Below are 23,457 nucleotides of genomic sequence, written 5' to 3'. Positions count from 1 at the left end.
AACCACCGGAATCTGGAGTTCTGGAGCAAGAGCGTACCACATGGGCTAATCCTCACTGATCGAAACAAACGATATCGGAAACCACCCGGCCTACCGGGTGGGCAGATTCGCGCCGGATCTGAATCACCACGTCCACGGCTTCCCGGATCAAGGCGGTCTGGGACGGTACCCCCGCCTCCTGGCAAAGCTGGTCCAGACGGACCAGTGCGGCTTCCGGGTCATTCGCGTGCAGAGTGGCCAGCCCCCCGGGGTGGCCGGTGTTCCAGGCCTTGAGCAGGGCCAAAGCGGCGCCGTCGCGCACTTCACCCACAAAGATGCGGTCCGGACGGTAGCGCAAGGTCAGTTTCAGGAGGCGCGTCATGTCGATATTGGCGTCCGGGTCCGTCAGCATCTGCACGGTGTTGGGGGCATTGCAAACGATCTCCCGTGTGTCTTCGATGATAACAATGCGCTGATCCAGACCGGAAACGCGGGCGATGTGATCGGACATGGCATTGAGCAGGGTGGTCTTGCCCGAACCGGTCCCGCCGCTCACCAGGATGTTCTTGCGGCTATCCAAGTCTTCGGTCAGACGATCCCGTTGATCCGGGGACAGAATGCCGGCGTGCACATAGTCCTCCAGGGTGAAGATCTTGGTCGTGGGCAGGCGGATGGAGAACGTCGGCATGGGCGTCAGAGGCGGGATGCAGCCTGCGAAGCGAGCCCGGCGGAACTCGTCGGGCATCGCCCCCTCGACGATGGGCCGGTTCCGGTCCACCACCGTTTCCCGCCAGGACGCCATGAGGGCCAGGAAGTTGAGCGCCTTGGCCGGATTCATACGGGTCAGTTCGGTGATCCCGTGCCCATGCCGCTCCACCAGGATCCTTCCGTCGTCGTTCAGCATGATCTCGACGGAGGATGGGTCGTCGAAAACCGCGCAGATATTCTCTCCCAGAATCCGGCGCATCTGCTCGATCAGCCGGGAATGGGCCTCGACCTTGGCTTTGTCGATGGCGTGCAGCGTCACGGGTCATTCCTCCGTCGGGTTCTCGTCTTCAATCGCGATGCGCTGCTCCAGCAGCCGGGCGATCCGGCGCAACGCCCGGGGCCGGTCCCCGTCGAATCCCATCTGGGCCACCTGCGTCAGGAACCGCTCGTAGCGAGTCAGCGCAGAGGACCGGACGGCCTCCGCCTCATCGAGAACCGGCTCCGGCAGGTGCAGCAGCATGAGTTTGACGAACATGTCGAACATGGCCGTGAGGGTGTCCAACTCGGCCTGCACGGCCTCCACATCCCCCCGGAGCGCCAGGATTGTTGCGGACATGCGCCGCTCGAAACTACGTAGATCACCGTCTCCCGCCGCGTTGGCCGCCTCGATGCCGCGAAGCGCATAATCCGTGATCAAGGCGGCCCGGGAGACACGCTTCTCCCGGGATTCCTTCTCGATACGGTCGGCATAACAACCGATGAGCTTTACTTGTCCGAATACCGTGGGCATGGGCCCCTCCTGTTCATCGTCCTGCTCTGGTATAGCCAGACCAAAAGGGGATAGGTAGGGGCTTGCGGATGGATCCTGAGGGCGGCAGATCTCGCGGGTATCCGGAGAGCAAAAAGGGTCGCCTGCGCCGAACCATCATCAGGCGGCATTAGCAACCGGCTCTGTAGCTCGCAGCGGACAGGCTCACCGGCGGCCGACCAGAAACCGTTCGACCGACGCTGCCTTGACAGACGCCGCAGTCATGATACATTTGCGGACAGAAAAGGGGAGAGTCAAAAGGAAATTAATGATGAAGCCAAGGCGAACTTCGAGAAAGAATTGAAGAAGCTGAAGGTTTTCTTTAAAGAACTCGGCATCCCAGTAATGGTGTATACCGACGTTGATCTTGCGGAGCAAGTTGCATTATTTGAAGAGTTTGTAAAATACCTCTCTCCGACAAAGACTCAGAAGCCATTAGAGTTTTAGCCATAAAGGATTTCTTATCGTTCACGCCCGCGAAGTGACATATAACTCAAACGTTAGGCGTCAACGCTAGAACCTGGGAAAACATATGGGACACAACTCCTTCACCAAGAACCAATTCGCTCTTGAATATATACCTCACCGTTTGGCGGCATTGGAATTATGTGTTCTGGCGTGTGATTCCGTGCTCATGAAAGGCCCTCGGCCTGAGTCGTTTTCAATCAACATCGGTATTTTAGAAATCCAAGGACAAAAGTCGGATCCGGTGCTTGGAGCTCTCATTGATTCTGGAATTATGGCCATCAGGAGCGTACTTAACTTCTTGGGCATAAAACTAAATAATGGAACCTTAGTTAATGCATCCTATGCATTAACTATAGAGAGTTTTGATCTACCACTGGTGCCACTGAACAAAGCAATTTCCATACTTTCTCCGAAGCTAGAGCCAGACACTCTAAAAAACATTTGGATAGAAGCACTAATCACAGCAAGTAAATCAACCGCCCACTTTACAGAAGGCGGTGGGACAATAATTGTGAACCGATTAGCGTACGCAGCCTATGCAGCATCACTTCTCCTTAGAAAGCATTTCTTTGAGGCTACAGGCACGCCCAAGCCTGATTGCCTCATCCCAGACCTCTACATTCCCGATTTCAGTCCAGAAAAAATATTAACCAACAACGGCCAGCACATCCAATAACTCGCCGACCAACAGGGCTCAACTGCGGAAGGGCAGCGGAAGCTGCCGTTCAGCAAGCTGACCATCGTGTTCTCAAAACACATCATCATGGCTGAAAACTCTGGCTCCATAACGAGAAAGCATTTCGAGAATTTCAAGCCATTGATTTACCTTGCGACAATTTTCACCATTTGGTGCCTCTCAAAAACGGTCGAAAAAAGAAGCAGGCCACTGGCTCGTGGCCTGCGTATTTCATGGCTCGGGAGAATCCATAGGTGGCCAGCTCCGGCGTTGTGCTTCCAGTGGACTCATCAATCCAATATCGCGCCCGTCAGGGTCGGCCACGATGGCATAGCGTGCGCCCCAGAAGGCATCGAAGGGGCATTGCCGCCCCGCGTAGCCGGCGTCGATCAGCGCGGCATAGTGCCGATCCACGTCGGCGCGCGTCGCCAGCATGAAGCCGATCACGCTGCGACTTTGGCTGTGCATGTCGGCGGCGTGCTGCCGCCAACCCGCGTTGTAAACACGTGCCAGGGTTTCGTTGTCGAATTCCAGCAGAACGCCATCGGGCAGACTGGCCCTGGCGTGACGGATGCCATCGGCCCCGCGCGGGGCTTCATGGATGGGCAGGCCCAGGGCGCGGTAGAACGCCAGGGTGGCATCGATATCGCGGCAAACCAGGTTCAACTGGTTCAGGCGCAGCGTACTGAGCGCTGGAGACATGGACGCGCAGGCTGGCTTCTGCGTAGCCGCTGCCGGGATTTGCTCTGCCGTGCGCGTCAGCGTGCCCTCGCCGGGCGTGACGAATAGCGCGGTGCTCGGCGCCCGGATCTTGGCGGTATGCCAGACGCCCCTGGGCACGATGACAAACTCCCCAGGCGTGTTTAATCGCACCTGGCGCGGCCCGTCGTGCCCGTCTGGCAGGTCCATGTGCTGTTCGAAGTCGCCGTCGAGCAGGCCGATCCATTCATCACCATGGGGATGGCATTCCCAGGTCGGCCAGTCCTCTGCGAAGTGGAAACTAGAGACCAGCGTCCTGCCGGAGAAGTCGCCGAAGCGTTGATTCAGCTCGTTCCAGAAATCCGGGGTCACCGGCATGGGTGTAGCTGTACCGTTGGCGTCGAAGACCACAAAAGTGGAGTCGATCTGGGGCGTCGTCTGATTCATGGGCTGCTCCTTCATGGACCCGTCGAGCTGGGATTGGCCATGTTGCACAAATTCTCAAAAACGGTGGTAGAGATATGGCTATGCACGATAAGATCATGTTCAGAAGTTGATGTTTAGTCTTAATTTTTCATCATCTTAGAACGCCCCATTTTTTCCATGATGAGCAGTTATTGCTGCCAGCTTTTGAGGTTCCCTTGTGCTTTCCTAGACATTGAGCCTTATCTGTCGTATCAAACCGCACGTATTTCATAAAACTGTCGGCTGGTTTGCGTGGTCCAGACCAAAATTCGCATGTGGCACAGTGCTTAAGACTTGAAGACATAGATGTTTCTGACATTTTACCTCCATCGCATGATGTTAGCCAATTTTTATTAGCGAATATTTTTATTAGATATTTCTTTTATCCTCTTCCCGAAAGAGTCGATTAGCTCGTTGCTATTTAACCCGTACTGACTTGTTGGGAATGGGCATATAGCTACTATCCCGCCATCCGAAGAGAACCAATACAGATCACGATCCCCTATTACTTCTTCTTTTAGATGAATTCCATCATCTCCAAAAGCTGAAACAAAATCATTTTTGTAGTTTTTCCCAAAGCATATGGTGAGCTTTGGTTTGTGTTTTTGTTTTAGTTCTCTTAAAAAGGGAAATCTATATTTCCTGCATATATCCATGTATTCATATTTGCTAGAAATATCGGTAAGTTCGTGTAACCATATCGCCCATCTGTCTGGGGAAGTGTTTTTGAATGGAAGCGGATAGAGGTTGAGTTTAAAGTATCCGTTCTGTCCAGTTGTGAATGGTTTTTCTTGCAGAGCAAACTGCTCGTAATCAGCAGCTGTTAGCCCATTGATCGCTGCTAGTAGTTTCGCAGTATTTCTATTATATACATAGCCAAGGTTATGTTCTGGCTCTTCATATCCTGGTGGAGGAGATAGTTCTTGGCCATGGTCCAGTTCTTCTCTCAGCCATTCATAGGATACGTCACCGCCCCACTCAATGCCGCAGATCCAGATGCTCGGAGAAGATGGAGAACCAATGTCCCCGCCATCAAAAACCAGAGAAACTTGATACCCACTTCGTGAAGTTGTCCTTTTTATTCATGGTGCTATTCCTTGGAAAGTTGTGACCGCTGCATACAGGCTTTAGGTATTTCTTAGTTTCCTTGAGACTGAGTTACTGCATGTGGACAGAAGGTATCATTCTGTCCCATAGCGCGCCATCAATTATTAGTCCAATCAATTGTTATCAAAATGTTTATCATGAAAGGTCAACATAAGACAAAACAATGAAATTCCCCCTCTCAGAACGCGTAAAGCATGAGACAAGTCTAGCCCATTCATATGTCCGCTCCCAGTCTTATGCGGATAAGCCAGAATTCTGACCCGCCGATCTTTTCCAATAGCAAAAATGCCGCGCTCACTAATGTCCGCATCCAATTGCTGCCCAGACGGTTCCCGACACCACCCTTTACGCTCGCGCAAACCTGCCCGAGATGCGAACGGTCCTGATCCTACCATTGGCGAGTATAGCTATCGATTCATTCCAACTCCACATCGTGCTGCCCGGGCAGCTTCCCGCTCCTCTCCTGCTCTCTGGCGGCCTCATCAAGAGCCCGCTTCTCACGGTCGGTTTTCTCCTTTTCCGTGGCTCGCTGCCTTTGCCTTTCCCGTAGCTGCTCGTGCCAATACCGCTGATAGCCCGTCGTAGCCTGTTCCGCAGGGGCCGCGCCCGAATCCAGCGCGTCGTCCAGAACTTTCTCGGGGATCCGGATCAGCTGCGACTTGTCGGGGACGGACAACCCGTAATCCTCGACGGCAGTGTAGGAAATACGCTTCCCCTCCTTCTCGAAGGATCTGCCCTCGATGGCGACCAGATGCCGCAGTTGCAGGTCCTGGGACGCGCGGGCTTTCTTGATGGCCGCGTTCTGATAGACGATGTGCGCCCGATAGTCGGTGCCCTCAATGAGGATGTAGCTGCGGTCGTACTGCTCGTCCAGGCCGGTGCCCAGCACCCGGCCTACCAGGCGTTCCCCCGGCCGGAGTCTGGTCACCTGGGGCGGACAGCGGGGTTCGGTCATGAGGGCGCGGGCATGGGCGACCATCTTCGTGCGGGTCTGCAGGACTTCCAGTTCCCGCAACGCCTTGGTCCAGCCCGCCTCCAGCGCCCAGGTGGAGGAAGCGATCTTCTGGGCCAGCCCCAGCCGCTCCAGGGACTCCAGCCGCCGCATCCGCAGTCGCTGGTCGGCGTAACCCCGGTCTCGGGGTTTCCGGACCACCTCGGCAAGAAAAGACATCCCATCGGGCAAGGGCCTGGCCTGCCGTTCGATCTCCCGGTCCAGTGGCGTCAGTTTGCGGGCATCTATCTGCTGCTCTTTTGCCCGCTGGACCTCGGCGGTGGAGCGATAGCCCAGACGCTCGGTAGCCACCTCCGACGCCAGATCGCGCATCCCCTTCCGGATCAGGTCCGGGGCGATCTGCAAGCCGTTATTGCCGCGGATCAGCAGATGCACGTGCGGATGCCCGGTATTGTAGTGATCGATGGCGGCCCACTCGACCTTTTCCGGGTGCCCGGTCAGATGCGGAGCCAGCCGGGCCATGTAGTCGCGGGTGTACTCCCGCAAGTCCAGCCGGTCGCCGTCTTCCGGGGCCAGAATGACCTTGAACAATCGGGGATCACCAGCTATCTGCCAGTCTTGCAACCGGGATGTAAGCGAAACCTCATCCTGCTTGGCATCGAAGCCATGCCCCTTCTCGCCATCTTTCTGGGCATCCTCACGCTCCAGATAACTCCCATGGGCCGCCCACTGTCCCTGCTTGCGGTTGGGGACGTAGTTGACCTTCACCGTCGCCCGTCGGGCGGCTCCGGCATTCGGCGCACCGCTCGGCGCGGGCTTGAGCGCCCGGCGGCCAGACAGGATGCCCGATACCGCCTTGGCCTCCGTCATCGATCGGGGCAGCGCCCGCCGCTCCGCCGTGATCCGGCGCAGGACGCGGGCCGCCTGGGGCCGTCCGCGCCGTTCCTCTTCCTCGATGCTACGGCCGCGAACGAAGGATTTGCCCGATACCGACGTATCGGATCGCTTCTCGCTCACAAGAGTCCCCCGAAAGTCACCAGCAGAAACAGCATCAGCAGCAGGAACCCGGTAACCTGCCAGATACGCCGGGTACCCGGATCGTCCCTGGCTTGCACCAGGCAGGCGAGGCCCGACAGCAACAGGAGCAGCGCCCCGGACGGGGCCATCAGCAATGCGCCCACGGCTCCACTCGACAGCCAGCGGGGCGGCCGCCCGACGGCGAGGAGGTACCCGTAGCCGGCACCCAGGGCGAAGGCGATGACGAGCAAAAACAAAACCCCAAGCAGCGGATAGGCCCAGGACCCCCAAGGCTCCGGCACTCCGCGCTCCGCTTCGCCCGCACCGGACTTTGGCGGCGTCGGCTGGGCCTTCGATTCCCCGGATAGGGCTCCGTGCTCTGGCCTGGATCGGGAAGCGGAACCACGCTCAAGCGCCTCGGCAATGGCGGCGGGACTTTCCCCCATAGCCGGTCCGGGAACCGGAGGAAGCTGCATGGCCTTTCCAAAAAGCCTCCCGGCCCATTTCCAGCGCGGCACCCAGACCGTGCCGCCCGGCGTGTCCTTGCGCAGGGCGCGGGGCGGAATGTACGGCTTATTCTGAAAGTCGGATTTCGTCTTCTGCATCACCCCATTCCTCCAGGATACGACGACGGGCATAGCCGATCAGGTCTTCCTTCCGCGTCCGGTAAAATCCCTCCAGCAGGAGGCGCTTGACGAGCATCTCCGCCTCGTCGCCCAGGCTTGCTGCCAGCCAGTCGGCCATCTGCGTCTCTGGATCCACGGAATAGGCGGCGTACAGCAGGGGTAGATACCGTCGCGGGTCCTGCAATAACCGCGTTGCCCGCTCTTTCACCTCCGGCGTCACAGCCAGAACACCACGATCTTTTGCCCGTTGGCGCCCGGGGTACGGATCTGCACCCGGCCTTGCAGGACCTTGCCCTGATCCAGCGCCTGAAGCACGGCACGGCGGTTATTGTCCTTACGGTAAAGCCAGCCCACGGGAACGTCTGGCCGGGTATCGAGCCAAACGCCTACCGCGTCCGGGTCATAGGGATTACGGGTATCCCGGCGCAGAAAGACCGCATTCTCGGCGGGCAGTCCGGTCATCCCGGTCGCCGCGGGGAACTCCCGGTTAAAGGCTAAATTCGATACCCGGCGCATGGCGCTCCTCTCCTTTCTCCGCGACAAAACCCCTTGGCCCGGCACGCACTGCGAGGACATCGGGGCAGGTCTGGCGGATGAGCCATTGGGCGCCCGGGCGGTCCGGGCGATCCGGTCCCTCCCGAAGTCCGGTTCCCTGCGGAAAGAGCGCCACGGCGTTTCCGCCCCGCAAAGCCCTTGCCAGGGTCCGCAAACCGAAGGGGCTTTCCGAATCTAGGGCTATCATCCGGTGTCCCCCCGCCATGCGCCCGTAAGTCCGCAGCAAGCGGGACCAGACAGGGTGGCGGGCGTAATCGGGATCGATGGGGAACAGCGCCCCGCGCATCCCGACGGCATGGGTCAACCACCAGGCCAGCCGGGGTCCATCCAGCAGCGAGGTATGGGGACGGGCGAGGATCAGCAGACCGCTCATGCGCGTTTCCTCGGTTTGCCGGCCCGGACCGTTCGGGACCCAGAAGCCGGCTCTTGCTTCGGCCACTCGGTTCCCAATTTCAACGGATCGTCCCGATCCGGCCAGAAGGCGGCGCTACAGGAAGGGCAGCGGTAATAGGGCTTGCCCGTGGACGTGGCCCGCGCCTGGGTGGCCGTACCATGGCAATGGGCACAGTCCGGTCCCTTGTCGTAGGTCCGGTTATCTGGTTGCCGTGTGCCAAAAGGTTCCCCCGGCTTGCCGTGGTCGTCGGCCAGCAAGGGGTGGGCATCCTGGTTGGAGCAGGCCCAGAAGAAAAGCCCCTTTTTCGTCTTGGACTCCAGACGCCGGACGGTCGCGTCGCCCTTGCAGAGGGGGCATGGGAGGGTGGCGGCGTTTTGCTTGCCGCCGCCTGCTGGGGCGGCCAGGGCCGCTCCCTGTTTGAGCCTGGCCACGGCGGCCCGCACCGTGTCCGCAACCGCCGCCGTCAGCTTTTCGGCGGGAACCCGGCCTTCGGCCACGGCTGAGAGCAAATCTTCCCAACGAGCCGTCGTCGCCGGATCCGCAAACTCGGCCAGATCCTGGCTTTCCAGATACGCGATGAGGGCGCGGCCCTTCGCCGTGGAGATCAACTGCTTACCTTTCTTCTGGAGATACTGCCGCTGAATGAGCCCTTCGATGGTACTGGCACGGGTGGCTTCCGTCCCGAGACCGGAGGTCTCCTTGAGCTTCGCCTTCGCCGCCGGGTCCTCCACAAACTTGTGGATGTTGGACATGGCCTCGATCAACGAGCCGTCGGTGAACCGTGCTGGCGGCTTGGTCTGCTTCGCCTGCGCCTGCCCGCCTTGACCACGCACCGCATCTCCGGTCTGCAGGACCGGGAGCGGTGCCCTGGCTTCGTCGTCGCCTTCTTCCTCATCGAGGGAGATATTCCCATAGAGGCGCTTCCAGCCCGGGTCGATATCCTGGCGGCCGGTGGCCTTCCAGGTCTCGCCCCCGAGATCCACCAGGGCCGACAGGCTCCGGTAGCGGTACTCCGGCAGGAACAGCGCCACATAGGACTTCCAGATCAGCTCAAAGAGCCTCGCCTCGTCCCCGCCGAGTCCCGCGGCACTCTGGCCGGTCGGAATGATGGCGTTGTGTGCCGTAATCTTGGCATTGTTCCACGCGGCGTGCTTGCGACCGGTATCCAACATTCCTTTGATCGCGTCAGGAACCGGCAAGGCCCGCAGGATTCTGGGCGCGTCGGAGTGCTGCTCTTCCGGCAAGTAGTGGCAGTCGGTACGCGGGTAGGTGGTGACCTTCTTCTCGTACAGCGCCTGACAGGTATCCAGCACTTGCTGAGCGGACATGCCGAAACGGGCGGAGGCCACCTTCTGGAGCGCCGACAAGCTGAAAGGCAGTGGTGCCGCCTGCTTCTGCTCCCGGGACTCGAAACGCGATACCCGGCCCGGCCCGCTGGCCTTGGCGGCTATCGCATCGGCCAGTTTCCGGTCGATCAGCCGGCCTTCCTCATCAAAGCCTGGGCCGTCCGTCCCTCTGGGCTCCCACTTCGCCAGAAACGCTCCATTGGCGTGCTGGCACTGGGCAAAGACCTCGAAGTAGTCGCGGGGAACGAAATGCTCGATGGCCAGATCCCGCCGGACCACCAAAGCGAGGGTGGGCGTCTGCACCCGGCCCAAAGGGAAAAGGTCCCCGGACTTGACGGTCACCGCGCGGGAGAGGTTCATGCCCACCACCCAGTCGGATTGACTGCGGGCCTCGGCGGCATCCCTCAGGGGCCGGTATTTCTCGTTGGACTCCAGGGCGGCGAAGGCCTTGCGGACATTCTCGGTATCCAGGGCCTTGAGCCACACCCGCTGGACGCGGCCGCGATAGCGGAAATGCTCCAGAATCTCGTCGATCAGCAGTTGCCCTTCCCGGTCCGGGTCTCCCGCGTTGATGACGGTATCCGCCGTCTTCAAGAGACTCCCGATTTTCTGGAGCTGGTCTTTCGCGTCCCGCTTGGGAAACTTCTTCCATTCGGCAGGCATGATCGGCAGGTCCTCCATTCGCCAGACCTTCTTGCCCTTGGCCGTCTTGGGGACAGAATCGGGCAGATAGGCGTCGGGTTCCGCCTGCTCCAGGATGTGACCAAAGGCGTTGGTGATCTCATAGTTGCGGGCCTGTGCCCCAAGACCCTCGCGGATGGCGCGAGCCATGGACGGCTTTTCGGCAATGATGACGGTTGGCATGAGCTATCTCCCAAAATACGCTGCGTTTGGGTATAGCCAGGCGCCGTGGCGATCGGTAGGAGATGGGCTGTAGCCAAAGGTCGAGCAGGCGCCGAATCAAACGGAAATAGGACCCGCACGGGAAAGCTATACCAAACCCGTGCGGATCTTTATCTTGCGTTCCATGATTTCCGCTAAAATTTAACAGTCGGTATCGTTTATGATAGCGTGAACCGTTCACGCTATCATTTGTGGTACCAACTAGGGAGCGCAGGCATGAAGCGGAAAAAGACGCTGGAACAGAAAACCTGGGATCGGGAACGGGTGATGGCGGGGCGGAAAAGGCTGCCGCCCATCATCCAGGGTCGGATTCTGGCTGCGGAAGGCATCACCCTATCGCCTCAGTGCGCCACATTACTGCGGGCTATCCTGGAACAGACCACATGGGGGAGCGATCAATGGATCTTCGACGGAGTGGTCGGGCTGGTGGCGCAGCAGGCCGGATGCTCCACCGCTCAGGCGAACCGGTGTGTCAGTCGCTTCGTAGAGTTGGGCATCCTCGCCCCGACGAAAGCGTCCAATGGGTGTGGGAAGCCGAAGGAATACATTGTTCGCGCTGGATCGGGGGCCTCGGCGGAGCCGAGGCCGGAGCGAAGGATTATAGCGGGGCAGGAAAACCTTCCGTCCAGCATCCGGGGTCGGATACTGGCCGCGGATGGCCTCACCCTGTCGCCTCGATGCGCCACGCTGCTGCTGGCCATCCTGGAACAGACCACATGGGGGAGCGATCAATGGATCTTCGACGGAGTGGTCGGGCTGGTGGCGCAGCAGGCCGGATGCTCCACCGCTCAGGCGAACCGGTGTGTCAGTCGCTTCGTAGAGTTGGGCATCCTCGCCCCGACGAAAGCGTCCAATGGGTGTGGGAAGCCGAAGGAATACATTGTCCGTGTCGAAGCGGAAATGCTGAGCTAGCGGCCGCAGAAGGCCCGCCACGGTGGGCGGGCCTGGAAGGGGTCGGCGGACGCCTATTCGATCTCGGCGGCTTCCTGCTTCCGGGATACCGGAACGGCCTCGGCCGGCGTCCGCGGGGTTCTGGCCGCTTCCATCACCTGCTTCCGGCTCGCCGTCAGACGGTCGGTGGCGCGAGTCCGCTTCTCGACAGGAATATCCTCGGTGGTCACGTCACGGCCGTACTTATGGAGAGCTTCCCCGAGACGGTCCAGTGTGTCGTGAACGGCACGGTAGGCCGCCCCTCGGCCGGCATACCCGCCGACCTCCTGCATGACCTGGACGGCGATATTCTCGCCCCGCCCGGCTCCGTCGCGCTTCACGAAGACGAGTTTCCCGTCCGGCCCCAGCCGCCAATCGAACAGATGCGTGTTTTCGGAGAGGACCCGGTAGATGGCGTAATGCCTGGGGTTGAGTTCCGCGGCGGCGGCCAGGGACAGGGATCGGGATAGCCGGGATACCGCGATGGCCCGATCCGTATCCAGGGCCTCGGATTCAACCTGAGCCGGGACTTCAATCGCTTGCGGCGTCTGGGACAGCGGTTGGTCGTGCAGATGGCCGGGCTCCACCCCATAGTCCCGGGTCGTGTTCTTGCGGTATCGCACGATAGCCGCCCGCAAGCCTGCCGGATCGTCCGGGGTGGCGTCCGCCTCGACCAAGGCTTGCAGAAAAGCCAGACGGGCCGTGTGCTGGGCGTCCTGACGGGACATCCCGGAGGCCTCGACTCCCCGCGTATGATCCTGAAAGGTCTTCTCGAAGGTCCTGAGGCTCGACGGTTCCACGTTCGGCAGGGACACCTCTATACCGCGCAGCCGGGCGGCAAGGCGGATGGACAACTCCGTCACTAGGGCACGGGCCCGGAATCGATTTTCCGCGCTTGGGCTGGCCAGATTCTGCGCTTGTGTTGCCAGCTGCTCGGCGTGGCGTAAACGCGCCGCGCGCTCGGCCGGGCAGGTGGACTGGGATGCCGCCTGACGCTCCCGCTCTGCCCGAGCCCGCCGGAAGTTGGGCAGATGATCCCAGACGGCTTGTATTTCAGCGTCCAGGTCGATCTTCGCTATCCTGGATATGCGGCGAATCAGATCCGCGTGGGACCTTAGGGTCTCCAGAGCGGATTTCGGGTGTCCCGCGGCTTCGGCCTGAGACAGGATTCCATCCAGCGTGGGCGCGGGTTTTGGCTCTTGCGGACACGGTGAGGGTGCTCCGGACGCCACCGCCTCCAGGTCATCGAGTTCAGACATGGATCCCCCTTTCACTGAACGGTTTGCGTGGAGGCGTCCGCCACCATCAAAGCGGCGGTCTGCTCGGACAGCCAGGCCAGGGTATGCGGCTTGTCCGCGTGCGCTTGGAGCCAGCCCCGGATCGCTTCGGCTGGAGTTTGAGACAACTCCTCGAAAGCAGGCGCGAGGTGGCTGAGTCCGGCCTCCATGGCCAAGGCCACCGGGTCGTGCCAATACCTGCCCTTGGCTGCGTCGCAGTAATGCAGGGCAAAAATGTAGGGCTCCCGCTCGCCGGGATCTTGCAAGCAGGCATCGAGGCCGGACTGCAGGTCGGTCAGCAGATCCCGGCAACGGCCGTCGAAATCCTCCTGCCGATCCACAGGGCTGGTCTCCTGGGCGACCAAAACCAAGTTGGCAAAGAGGCGGGCGGTTGCCGCCGCCGCGAGGGTGTGAAAATCGTCTTCCAGCATTGGGGTTCTCCGGTTTCCAGTGCGTATAGCCCACGTACCGGGGTATAGCCGGAGCCGGCGGGGATCGGTAGCCGGGATTACGCAACGCTTTTGCCGAGGATGTGGTGCGAGGCTACCGCGTGCCCTATCGCCAGGGCGACCGGCTCGGGAAGATAAATCTGGATGGAGGGCTTCGCCATGTCCACGTCGATCACCAGCCGCTGCCCTTCCGCCGCCGCCCGGTAGGTCCGGTGCGCATGGGTGGACTGATCCGTCAGCAGGACCAGATAGTGAAAGAGCAGACATCCGACCAGGAATCCGGCCGGAGACTGGAACATGGGGAGGTATCCCTCGGGCTTACGCGGAGCCTCCGGGTTATCCGCTATCCACGGCGCATTTCGCACCGTGAGATCGTGGGCCTGGGACAGGTGCAGAAAGGCCAGGCTATCGAGGGCGGGACGGATGACCGCATCCCGCAGCAGCCCGGCCACGATCGTGGCGTTCAAGACGCCTGGCGGGGCGGGCGGGACGCCCTGCTCCAGAAACAGACGGGCTTCCAGCAGGGCGAGGGTCAAGTCCGTGGCCGGCAGGACCCGGGCCGCCCGGTCTTTTTTGCTGGGCTTCGGTGTGCTGGTTTTCTTCATGACAACGCTCCAGGATTCCTAGTTCCTGTCGGTATAGCCAGAGCGTGTTGCGATAGCCCGCAAAAAGGCCGCCAGCAAGGCGGCCAGGGCAGGTGTTCAAGATGGCAAACCATTCTATCCGGTCAGCGAACGCAAAGGGATGGCCTCCCAAGGGACGAAATACGTCTTGACGATGCGATCCGGGAAAGCCGCTGCGCGTTTCTCCACACCGGGCAACGCTCGCAACGGTTCCCGCCAGGATCCGTTGCGATGCCAGAGGGTACCGCTGAGCACCTCAGCAAGTTCAGGACTGCGTACCGCCACCACAAGGTAGGGGAGGCCGTTTCGCCACTTTGCGGCCAGACCCACAAGGGCAAGGGCGTGTTTACTGGCAAGATCCTCACACATAGCCGATTCATACAAGGCATGGCCTACCAGCGTCGTCTCTGGACCTCTCCGCAACGGGGCACAGATCAACGCTCTCAGGAAGGCCTCCGGATCTCGGAGCCCGGATCGGTCAGTTTCCCAACCCCGCTCAGCAGCGCGCTCCTTCGGCAGAAACGCCCGCAGATCTATCCCGTGATGGTCCCACATGGCGTTGAGGAGGGCTTCCTGCCGGTCGGGCAAGCCCATCCCCATGGCCCGGAAGTTCCGGGCATAGGATTCAACGAGCCGGGCCATCCGGCTTACCCGCTCTACTTCCTGGGGGTCGAAGTCGGGAATTCCACAGGAGGGCTTGCGGGGCCGCTCCCGCAACGCCTTCTCGCAGGCGATGAAGTACCTCCGGGCTTCCCGGCCCTTGTGGTTGTTCTCGACCATGGCCAGCTCCTTGGCCATGTCGAGGGTGAGCAGGTACTCGATGGTGCGCTGGGCGCGGGATTTTGAGCTCCCCAAATTTGGGGAGCTCAAACTTTCAATACAAACATAGTCTTGCCCTTCGATGAATCCGAACTTGGCAATACGGTCCTTGATCCAGGTCGAAAAGTCCTTGCCCGCCTCCAAAAAGCTGTGCAGATCGCGGGCATTGGCGGTCGGGAGGGCTTCCTGGTCCAGATCCGCAGTCTGGATGGGCAGCAAACGGGCTATTTCCAGGTCCTGGTTCTGGGAAATGCGCTTTTCCATGGTGATCTCCTTGGCTGTGAGTTCCATGGTGGTATAGCCAAGAGGCGTTGCGGCCAGGGGCTGCGCGGCGTCCGGCATGGCAGCCTGCATTCTGGCGATAAACAATCCTTATATGGATGCCTCCATTTGAGCAAGTCGACGTTCGATGTATGACGGTGAGGTCAAAGTGCTGCCTTATATCCGGCCTGTTATGCAGGAGGTTCCTGCTGGCCCTGATGAAATCCGCTGAAAGGGACCTTATCTTTATTGCGTCCTTTTTTGGGACAAGATTGATCCAGGCTCTCCCTTCCCCGGTCTGACCTGTTACGCCATCAATCGTGCCTACCTGCGCAACTGTGAAACTATAAACATGCTATTCGACTATCGTCCTGTAATCATGCGACGGCTACCGCTATTGGCTTGTAATTCGGGTCATACTGGCGGTTTTTGGCCAGCAACGCCCAGATCGTTCGAGCCATTTTATTGGCTTGTGCTACGACGACCACATTGTGGGGCCGCCGACAGCGTAATTTGTCGATCCAGGGATTTCGATCCCTGGTCTGGCAATTCACCACGGCTCGCGCCCCATGGGCCAATAGGGTTCGGAGATAGGTATCTCCGCGCTTGCTGATACCCAACAGGCGAATCTTCCCGCCAGTACCGGTCTGCCGTGGAACCAACCCCAAGAACGACGCGAACTCCCGGCCAGAGCGAAAGGACTTCATATCCCCTACTGTAGCCACGATAGCTGTGGCAGTGAGTAGCCCCACGCCAGGGATCGCCATCAAACGGGCCACCGCTTCCTGGTCCTTTTTCCATAGCCTCAGCCGTTTCTCTATATCGGCTATGTCTTTGTCGAATTCTGCCAGCCGCTGGATCTGACGCCGGAAGGTCTCTAGTGCCACGGCCGATAGCCTGTCCTCCAACGTCGAGAGAGCATCGGGGATCTCCTTGAGACCTTTCTCGCGGCCTTGGGGAAGATCTATACCAAATTCATAGAGCAGCCCCCGAATCTCATTCACCTGCATGGTCCGGATCTTGACCAACTGTTCCCGCATGCGATGCAAGGCCAGAACGGACTGCTGCTCCTCGCTTTTGACGGCGACAAAGCGCATACCAGGACGCTGAACAGTTTCCCAGATCGCCGCTGCGTCTGCCGCATCGGTCTTGTTGGTCTTGACGAAAGGGCGCACAAACTGCGCCGCGATCAAGCGCACCTCGTGCCCTAGCTTGCCCAGTTCCCGCGCCCAGTAGTGGGCACTACCACAAGCTTCCATGGCGACAATGCCGGGCTCGCGGTTCACAAAGAACTCGAGCAATTTGCCACGTCGCACTTGCTTGCGATGAATCTCGCCCGTCTCCCAATCTACCCAGTGCAACTGCATCACCCGTTTTGCCAAATCCAGCCCATAAATTGTATTCTGCATCGTGAGTCCTCCTTGACCCATTTGTGGATGAACTTCCACCTTGGCACTTTGATGCCGTTCGGTTCAAGCGAGGGCTCCCTGCCTACTCGTGGAGCTCCCCGCTGCCGATCCTATAAGGGGAGGCATCCATTACATCTTTATTTTTCAACAACCTTACCACTCTTACCAAAAGCTATACCAGATGGTAAGGGAAAAATGTCTTAATTTTCATAGGTCTTACCATCCTTACCACCCTTACCGCAAAATGACACTCGTAGCGAGGAAAAATTTCGTTTTTTAGATGGAACTGATTCTCATATAGGGGAGAGGTTCGGAAAAATTTTTTTCTCCATATTTTGGTGTCAAAAGCGGTAAGACCGGTAAGGGGCGGTAAGGTATCTGAAAAATAAAGAAAAACTCCCTTACCATCTGGTATAGCTTTTGGTAAGACCGGTAAGGGGGTCGGTCGTTGAGAGGCGCCAGGCTGCAAAAAAAGACCGCCCATCAGGCGGTCAAGGCAGGTGATTGGAACTCACAGCTACATCAGGAGACTGGCCACCGGGTGTCTGGGATGTGGGGCCTCCCCCGAATCTGCATCCAACACGATCGGCAAGGCCGCTACCGGTATGAGATACACCTTCACCGATGTCCCTCGTAGCCACGCGACTTTTTTCTCTACGCCGGGCACTTCCCGAAGCGCCGACCCCCAGGATCCGTCCGCGTGCCATCGGGTCCCGCGAAGCAAATTGGCCAGGCCCGGGTTGCGCACCGCCACAGCCAAACATGGACTATCTCCCGTCGTCTTGACGGCCATTCCCGCCATCGCAAGGGCTTTTTCGTCATCGGGGTCCGGGGTGGGCTTTCGCAGCACACGGGCGATGGTCTCCCCCACCGTATCGGTGACCCGCTGTACCCGGTCGTCACCGTTTTCGGTGCTGACGGTCTCTTCGATGGTCAGGATCGCCGAGCAGAGCGCCTGCAGAAACATTTCGGCCTCGCTGGCCTGCTCCCGGGCTTCGGTCACCTGTTCGGCGTGGTCGTACATGACGGCCTTCGCCATGTCCTGCATGGGCACTCCCGGCATGGCTCCAGCCGTCCATGCGGCGGCGATGAGCGTCCCGAAGGTGTCCGCCTCGCGGGCATCTCCCCCGGGGGAGAGACGGGGCCACTCCGATTTCAAGGCGTCCAGGGCCTTCCGGAAGCGGTCCCAGCGCTGGATCGTTCCCCAGAAGAGTATCCGGGCCTCATTCAGGGACAGAACCGCTGGTTGCCTGGACCGGGTGATGAGGGGCCTCAGGTAGATCCGGACGATGCGGCTGGCGTCCGCCGGTTCGAGCGTGGGGTCCGATATGGACCCTAGGGCAAAGCTCGTGGCGATACGGAAGCTGCGCCCTTTCTGGTCGGACGTGCCCTTGCGCACATCTCCCCGGGCGCTGTAGGCCGAGCGCATGAGGGAGAGCATCCCGGCCGCGTTCTGCGCCGCACTCGCGGATTGGCTGGTTGCCTCCCGCTCCAGCTCATCGAGGATGCACGGGGAAGAACTGCTCTCCAGCGCCTGCCGGATGCCGGCGGGGGTGGATTCCTTGCCCATGTCGGTGAACCAGGCGTAGCCGCCCAGAGCGTGGTTCAGATAATCCAGCAAAGTGGATTTGCCGGAGCCTCTGGGCGAGATCAGCCAGATGCTCGGCCGGGCTTCCAGGGCTCCCAGAAACACCGTGGACAGGGCCCAGCCAAGAACCAGGAGGGCGGAACTCCGGTAGCGGAAATTCCAGGTGCCGAAATCCCCCAGGATTCGGCGAAGCACCTGGCCGTATTCCGCCTCGCCCGCCCGGACGTAGGCCGGTGGCTGATTCTTGCCCTGGGCCGTGTAAATGGTGCGCCGGTCCTCCGCCAGCCGCTCCACCGGCTGGCCTGTGGCGTCGAGCGCCCCGTCCCGGCGGACGACGACCAGGCCGCCCAGGTCCGGATCGCGCCAGACCCCGCAACCACGCACCCGGCTTTCTTCCGAAAAAATCCCCCGGGTTATGCAGGCGTCGGCGATCTCCCGCCCGGCCCGGGCCGCGTCGAAGCGGGGATTGCCGTGCGCGTCCAGGTCCCCATAGTGGCTCTCGAAATACCCCCTGCCCATGATGGCCACCAGCATGGGCTGCTGCGTCAGGGCCGAGAGGGAGACCGTCATGAGGTTGTCTTGCGGCCGCGACCAAAGCACGACCGCGTGGCTGTCGCTGCTCATGCCCAGGGGCAGGTATCCTCCGTCCCGCGCCGTGGCATCCGTGTTGGTGGCCCGCTCCACCAGCGGAGCAATCAGGGCGGAATACGCCTGGCCGGCGTCTTCTCCCGCATCGACCAGCAGGTCGTCGAGGCCCCGATGGCGGAGCGTGCGGGACTTCCCTTTGCCTTCCTGGGCCGGGGTCACCCATCCGGCGGATACCCGCAATCCCGTGATAGTCCCCCGGATGAGCTTCGCCGCCTGAAGCGCGGCGAAGTACACGTCGGCGTTGAGCACGTATCGCCCGCCGTTCAATCCGGTATAGCTGTCGATCCGTTCCAGCGGGACTTCGGATTTCTTGAGGGGCCTGCCGTCGGAGTCGAGGAGGACAATCAGGGTGTGGAGCCCGTAGTCTTCCACCAGCCGGTGCAGCAGATCGGCCAGCTCGGGCAACATGCCCCGTCTTGCTTCCTCGTCTTTTCCAAGCGGGTTCCGGAACATGCGGATGCCGGGCAGGGCCAGGGTCGGGATGCCGGCCTTGCACCCGGCGATGGCTTTTTTCTCCCCTTCGGTGAGCACGGCGACCCCCGCGGAGGCGTGGGGCAGGGCATCCAGGAATTGGGGCGGGACATAGACGTGTGAGCCGGACCCCGAGGGAGCCAGGTAGCGGGGGGTTTCCCCATCGTGGGCCCCCAGCAGGCGCAGCCGCAAAAAAGGGACGTCCTGATCGGTCAGCGGCGCCCCCTCCAGAGCGTAGTACGGGATGCTGTACGCGCCTTCGGCGTGGATGCGTTGCTCCCGGTCCCGTCGCAGAGCGGCCCGGGCCGCGATATGATCCAGGACCTGCGCCCCCCGAACATCGGCCAGCGTCAGGCCCGACCGCGCAAGGTCGGCCTCCGCGAGATTTTGCAGCGTTTGCTTTTCGACCATCTCTGTCACCTGCGCAAGGTTTATGTACATATAGCGGCTATTCGTTGCGTCCCGATGCCGACCGCCTTTCCGGGTATAGCCGGGATCCGTTGCGATTCGTCACCAAGCCCTTCGATCCCCGGATCCCCGCCGGAAAATCCCGCTGTCTGCGCATCGCAACAACCCGCGGCTATACCTACCCGTGGGCCTGGTTCGTCCAGGCGTCGGGAACAGCAGGAGGAATTCTGATGAACTGCGTAGTGGTGGTGGGCAACCGGATTTTTACCCCGGATGAAGTCATGGATATCGCGCTTGGAGACGCCGTCTGGGACAACGCGACCAGGACGCTGACCTATGTCAAAGGAACCCAGGCGGAGGATTTTGAATCTTCCGTGGGTACCCCTATCCAGCTGGCGGCGAACGATGGAAACGGCTTGGATCTATCCAGAGATCCCGGGGGTACCTGGGAAAACGAAGAAGATACGGATCCGCACCTGGGCCTCGATGATCTGGGGGAACCGACGGTGCGATCCCCGGTATTGGAACCCGGGTTTACCGCATTGGAGGAAGAGCGCTTTTCGCCAGCGGCCGCGGAGGAGGCAGCGTTTGCAGGATCCGAGCGCCTGCCGGAGACCCTGGCCGTGCTGTCCGCTGCCGATGCCGTGGTGCTCGACGTCGAGACGACGGCCCTCTCGGCCTATGATCACCCGGTGGCACCGGCCTTCTCGCAGAAGATCGGAGACAAAACCATCAAAGAACTGCTTGTAGCCGGCTGCTCCCTGGACATCCGGCCCAGGGCACGGGTGCTATCCCTCTACGTCCCACAAGACGGGTATCGGGTGGCTTTCGATCTGGACCGTTTGATGGAAGACCACCGGGCCGCACTGGCCGGAGCCCTCCACGACAAGGTATGGATCGGCCATAACCTGGGTTTCGACTACGCCTGGATGCTGGCCTTGCATCCAGAGGTCCGGCCCCGGCGCATCATCGACACCCTGTTGCTGGCCACGACGCACCGGCCCCAGGCCCTGTACGAGATGCAGGCGGCGCTGGTCACCAACGGGATCCACGAGTGGAACATACGGGACGCCCTCTGGGACTATGTGCAAGGGAAGCTGTCCCGCAAAAAGCAGGACGACGGCGACGGCGGGGCGCTGTCCCTGCAATCTCTGTCCCTGCTCTACCTGCAGGAAAGCCTCGACAAATCCTACCAGAAGCCACACAACTGGATGGTGGACCGGCTCACCCGGGCGCACTGGGAGTATTGCATGGGGGACGTGGAAACCCCTCTGCGCATTGCCCGCAAGCTCTTGCACCTGCCCGAAGAGGCGGACGCCGTCCAGATATTGCAGGCCCTGGATGGCGATGCCCGCGCGGCTCCGGCCTACCGGATCCTGGAATCGGCGCTCCATACGATAGCCCGGATGCACCACAAAGGGGTGCCCTGGTCCGCCGAGCGGGCGGCCGCCCTCGATGCGGATCTGGCGCGGGAGGCCCGGGAAGCGGCGGAGAAACTCCTGGAGATCGCGCCCGAGCTGGGGCGGACCATCGAAGTGCCCGGCAAGCCCACAAAGAAGCACCCCGACCCGGAACCCTGGAAGATCTGCCCCATAGAAGATCTGCTATCGCCCAGCAAGGGACTGACCGCTCCCGTAAAAAAAGCCATCGCGCACGCCATCGTGCAAGAAACGGGCAACTGCGCCCTGTTTCACTCGCCGGACGGCGGCGAAGAGGACCAGAGCGGCGACGGCCCGGCGGAATCCATCACGCTGGACGCGAAGCAGTTGGCCTTCGATTATCCCGATTCCCAGGTGGTCAAGTTGCTGGCCGCCGTGCAAGGCGCGGTAAAAGAGCGGGCGATGTTGTGTACGCTCGCCGCCTGTGCGCGAGACACGCGGGACGGGCGTATCCACCCCCTGACCGGCGTCACGACGATCACCGGACGGACCTCCGCCACCAATCCGTCCTTGCAGCAGGTACCCCGGGACCCCCGATTCCGGGGGGTGTTTGCGGCTCGTCCCGGGCACCGGATCGTGGCCACCGATTTTGCTTCCATCGAGCTGCGAATTGCCGCGGCGCTCGGGGTGCGGGCCTGGGAGGTGCTGTCCGTGGTGGTGGACGCCCTTTCCCGCGGCCGGGACAGCCCACACTACAAAAGCCTTCCCCGAATCCGCAAGCGGATTGGCTGGATACTGGAGCACTGCCCGGACTTGGTAGCGTATCTGAAAAGCGGCGATCCGGACCCGCCGGATAGCCTGATAGAAGCCGATCCGCCCGTTTTCGGCGAAGCCGCGATCGAGGACTACGCCCGGTCCGCGGCCTGCGATCTGGCAAAGTGGGTTTCCCGCCTACGCAAGGCAACCGGAGGGGACCCGCAACGCTTACCCTTCCGCGCAGTGTACCTGCACGGCCTGGATCCGCATTTGCTGACGGCCATCGCCATGCGGGCTCAGTCCGGAGAATTTGACCTGCGGGGGATGTCGCCATTGCAGTACCTGCAAAGTCTCCCGGCAGAGGAAACCGACATCCTCAAGAAGCGGATGAAAGACGCCCGGCAGGCGGCGAAGGTCGTCAACTTTGGTGCGCTATACGGCCAGCAGCCGGCTGGTCTGCACCGCTTCGGGGTGGTGGGGTACGGGCTCAGATGGACCGGGCAGGAGGCCGCCCAGGCCCACGAAGCCTGGTTCCACCTGTACCCGGAGATTGGCCTGTGGCACTGGCTGATCCGTCGGTTTTTCGTGCAAAAAAAGCAGCCGATCCTGAATCCGTACAATCCGGTAGAGGCGGACCTGACCGGCAAGATTTATCGCTGGTCCACGCTGTCCGGCAGGATAGTCCTCTCTTCCAAGCTGACGTCCGCAGCCAACTATCAGGATCAGGGTACGGGAGCGGAAATCGCACTGCTGGCCATTGGCACCCTGCCCCAGGACATCCAGGCCATGCTCATCAATTTCGTGCACGATGAACTGGTTCTGGAGGTCCCGGAAAGTCGGGTAGATGAGGTAGTGCAGATCGTCGAAAAGACTATGGTGGAGGCCGCCAACCGATTCCTGATGCCCTATGGAGTGCCCGCCGCCGTCGAGACGCAGGTGGGGGACGCGTGGGTGCATTGATCTGGCTACCATCCCCACTATCCGCCCATCGCAACAACCCGATGCTATACCCACCCAAGGCCGGATTTCCCAGCCTCTGAAACGCAAGGAGAACGCCATGTCTGGAGTCAACAAAGCCATTTTACTCGGTCACCTGGGCCGGGACCCGGAAATGCGGTACATGCCCGACGGGACCGCCAACGCTACCCTGAACGTGGCAACGTCCGAGACCTACAAAGACCGCGACGGCAACAAGCAAGAGCGTACGGAGTGGCATCGGGCAGTTTTCTGGGGCCGGACGGCCGAGGTCGCGGGGGAATACCTTCGCAAAGGCAGCATGGTCTACATTGAGGGTCGCCTGCGCACCCGCAAATGGACGGACAAAGAGGGTCAGGACCGCTACACCACAGAGATCGTCGGCGACCGTCTCCAGATGGTTGGTGGACGACGGGATGGCGACGCTGACGACCGCGACGGCCAAGGTGAGTCGGACAGAGGTAAGGGAATGGATCCGGTCCCTGGGGACGAGTTCGACAATATCCCGTTTTAGGGGCCCACCATCACCGCGACTCCTGTCAACTACAGTTGACACATGCTTCAGGTGCTTGGCCTGCGGCTTTCGTTCAAAACGGCGCGCTCGGGCCGACCCGCTCGCGGGTAATAAAGTCCAGAACGGGTATAGTTACGCCAGACAAGACGGTTTACAGCGGGCTCGCCGATGGTGCGTCAACGACAGGTACGCAGCGTTAGCGGACGTTCGCGAGATCCAGAATAGATTTATCTGCGAGACAACTGTC

General features: G+C 60.7%; 19 protein-coding genes. 4 read left to right on the top strand and 15 right to left on the bottom strand.

The features are described from left to right. Window positions 1-52: 52 nt before the first annotated feature. Window positions 53-1,006 (bottom strand): P-type conjugative transfer ATPase TrbB, encoded by a 954-nt coding sequence (trbB, locus tag MQE22_RS13240; RefSeq protein WP_255789818.1) that lies wholly within the window; start codon window positions 1,004-1,006, stop codon window positions 53-55. A 3-nt stretch (window positions 1,007-1,009) separates the two neighbouring features. After that, window positions 1,010-1,477 (bottom strand): hypothetical protein, encoded by a 468-nt coding sequence (locus tag MQE22_RS13235; protein WP_215874156.1) that lies wholly within the window; start codon window positions 1,475-1,477, stop codon window positions 1,010-1,012. A gap of 550 nt (window positions 1,478-2,027) precedes the next feature. Here MQE22_RS13235 and MQE22_RS13230 point away from each other — a divergent pair. Beyond that, the gene (locus tag MQE22_RS13230; protein WP_255789817.1) at window positions 2,028-2,639 is read left to right on the top strand and encodes a hypothetical protein; all 612 of its coding nucleotides are present in this window, start codon (window positions 2,028-2,030) and stop codon (window positions 2,637-2,639) included. 231 nt (window positions 2,640-2,870) lie between these two features. On the opposite strand, the gene MQE22_RS13225 is transcribed toward MQE22_RS13230, so the two are convergent. From MQE22_RS13225 to MQE22_RS13195, 7 genes are all read right to left on the bottom strand, one after another. Further along, complete coding sequence (locus tag MQE22_RS13225) at window positions 2,871-3,785, bottom strand: VOC family protein (RefSeq protein WP_255789816.1); 915 nt, start codon at window positions 3,783-3,785, stop codon at window positions 2,871-2,873. Between the two features lie 1,540 nt (window positions 3,786-5,325). Then, window positions 5,326-6,879: a DUF3363 domain-containing protein gene (locus MQE22_RS13220; protein ID WP_255789815.1), complete on the bottom strand. Its 1,554-nt coding sequence runs from the start codon at window positions 6,877-6,879 to the stop codon at window positions 5,326-5,328. Next, window positions 6,876-7,484 carry a hypothetical protein gene (locus MQE22_RS13215; protein ID WP_255789814.1) on the bottom strand — a complete coding sequence of 203 codons (609 nt, stop codon included), beginning with the start codon at window positions 7,482-7,484 and terminating at the stop codon, window positions 6,876-6,878. The genes MQE22_RS13220 and MQE22_RS13215 overlap by 4 nt, the downstream gene beginning before the upstream one ends. After that, on the bottom strand, window positions 7,453-7,725 hold the full coding sequence (locus MQE22_RS13210; RefSeq protein ID WP_255789813.1) for a hypothetical protein: 273 nt from the start codon (window positions 7,723-7,725) through the stop codon (window positions 7,453-7,455). Before MQE22_RS13210 ends, MQE22_RS13215 begins: the two co-directional genes overlap by 32 nt. Next, window positions 7,722-8,021, bottom strand: a complete 300-nt coding sequence (locus tag MQE22_RS13205) for a hypothetical protein (protein ID WP_248884275.1) — start codon at window positions 8,019-8,021, stop codon at window positions 7,722-7,724. The genes MQE22_RS13210 and MQE22_RS13205 overlap by 4 nt, the downstream gene beginning before the upstream one ends. Beyond that, complete coding sequence (locus tag MQE22_RS13200; RefSeq protein WP_215851124.1) at window positions 7,993-8,433, bottom strand: 1-acyl-sn-glycerol-3-phosphate acyltransferase; 441 nt, start codon at window positions 8,431-8,433, stop codon at window positions 7,993-7,995. The genes MQE22_RS13205 and MQE22_RS13200 overlap by 29 nt, the downstream gene beginning before the upstream one ends. Next, the gene (locus MQE22_RS13195) at window positions 8,430-10,664 is read right to left on the bottom strand and encodes a DNA topoisomerase 3 (protein WP_255789812.1); all 2,235 of its coding nucleotides are present in this window, start codon (window positions 10,662-10,664) and stop codon (window positions 8,430-8,432) included. The genes MQE22_RS13200 and MQE22_RS13195 overlap by 4 nt, the downstream gene beginning before the upstream one ends. 255 nt (window positions 10,665-10,919) lie before the next feature. Here MQE22_RS13195 and MQE22_RS13190 point away from each other — a divergent pair, with 255 nt between their 5' ends. Continuing rightward, window positions 10,920-11,615, top strand: a complete 696-nt coding sequence (locus MQE22_RS13190; protein ID WP_255789811.1) for a hypothetical protein — start codon at window positions 10,920-10,922, stop codon at window positions 11,613-11,615. Between the two features lie 53 nt (window positions 11,616-11,668). On the opposite strand, the gene MQE22_RS13185 is transcribed toward MQE22_RS13190, so the two are convergent. The 6 genes from MQE22_RS13185 to MQE22_RS13160 form a co-directional block, all read right to left on the bottom strand. Continuing rightward, a complete protein-coding gene (locus MQE22_RS13185) occupies window positions 11,669-12,892 on the bottom strand; it encodes a hypothetical protein (RefSeq protein ID WP_255789810.1) in 1,224 nt (407 codons plus the stop codon). Window positions 12,893-12,903: 11 nt separating this feature from the next. Beyond that, entirely contained in the window at window positions 12,904-13,341 is a 438-nt protein-coding gene (locus MQE22_RS13180; RefSeq protein ID WP_215851128.1) for a hypothetical protein, read from the bottom strand. Between the two features lie 77 nt (window positions 13,342-13,418). After that, window positions 13,419-13,964: a hypothetical protein gene (locus MQE22_RS13175; protein ID WP_255789809.1), complete on the bottom strand. Its 546-nt coding sequence runs from the start codon at window positions 13,962-13,964 to the stop codon at window positions 13,419-13,421. A 114-nt stretch (window positions 13,965-14,078) separates the two neighbouring features. Then, window positions 14,079-15,143 carry an antA/AntB antirepressor family protein gene (locus tag MQE22_RS13170; RefSeq protein WP_226823188.1) on the bottom strand — a complete coding sequence of 355 codons (1,065 nt, stop codon included), beginning with the start codon at window positions 15,141-15,143 and terminating at the stop codon, window positions 14,079-14,081. 296 nt (window positions 15,144-15,439) lie between these two features. Continuing rightward, on the bottom strand, window positions 15,440-16,471 hold the full coding sequence (locus MQE22_RS13165; protein ID WP_255789396.1) for an IS110 family RNA-guided transposase: 1,032 nt from the start codon (window positions 16,469-16,471) through the stop codon (window positions 15,440-15,442). Between the two features lie 517 nt (window positions 16,472-16,988). Beyond that, window positions 16,989-19,589 carry a DUF3854 domain-containing protein gene (locus MQE22_RS13160; RefSeq protein ID WP_255789808.1) on the bottom strand — a complete coding sequence of 867 codons (2,601 nt, stop codon included), beginning with the start codon at window positions 19,587-19,589 and terminating at the stop codon, window positions 16,989-16,991. 44 nt (window positions 19,590-19,633) lie between these two features. On the opposite strand from MQE22_RS13160, the gene MQE22_RS13155 reads away from it, so the two are divergent. Beyond that, entirely contained in the window at window positions 19,634-22,681 is a 3,048-nt protein-coding gene (locus MQE22_RS13155; RefSeq protein ID WP_255789807.1) for a DNA polymerase, read from the top strand. 97 nt (window positions 22,682-22,778) lie between these two features. After that, on the top strand, window positions 22,779-23,210 hold the full coding sequence (gene ssb, locus MQE22_RS13150; RefSeq protein WP_215851611.1) for a single-stranded DNA-binding protein: 432 nt from the start codon (window positions 22,779-22,781) through the stop codon (window positions 23,208-23,210). The last annotated feature ends 247 nt before the right edge of the window (window positions 23,211-23,457 follow it).

Origin of the sequence: Acidithiobacillus sp. YTS05 (genome assembly GCF_024396695.1) — a bacterium.
GTDB lineage: Bacteria > Pseudomonadota > Gammaproteobacteria > Acidithiobacillales > Acidithiobacillaceae > Igneacidithiobacillus > Igneacidithiobacillus copahuensis.
The sequence above is the reverse complement of the archived record's forward strand: the minus strand, read 5'-3'. Positions and strand labels throughout refer to the sequence as shown.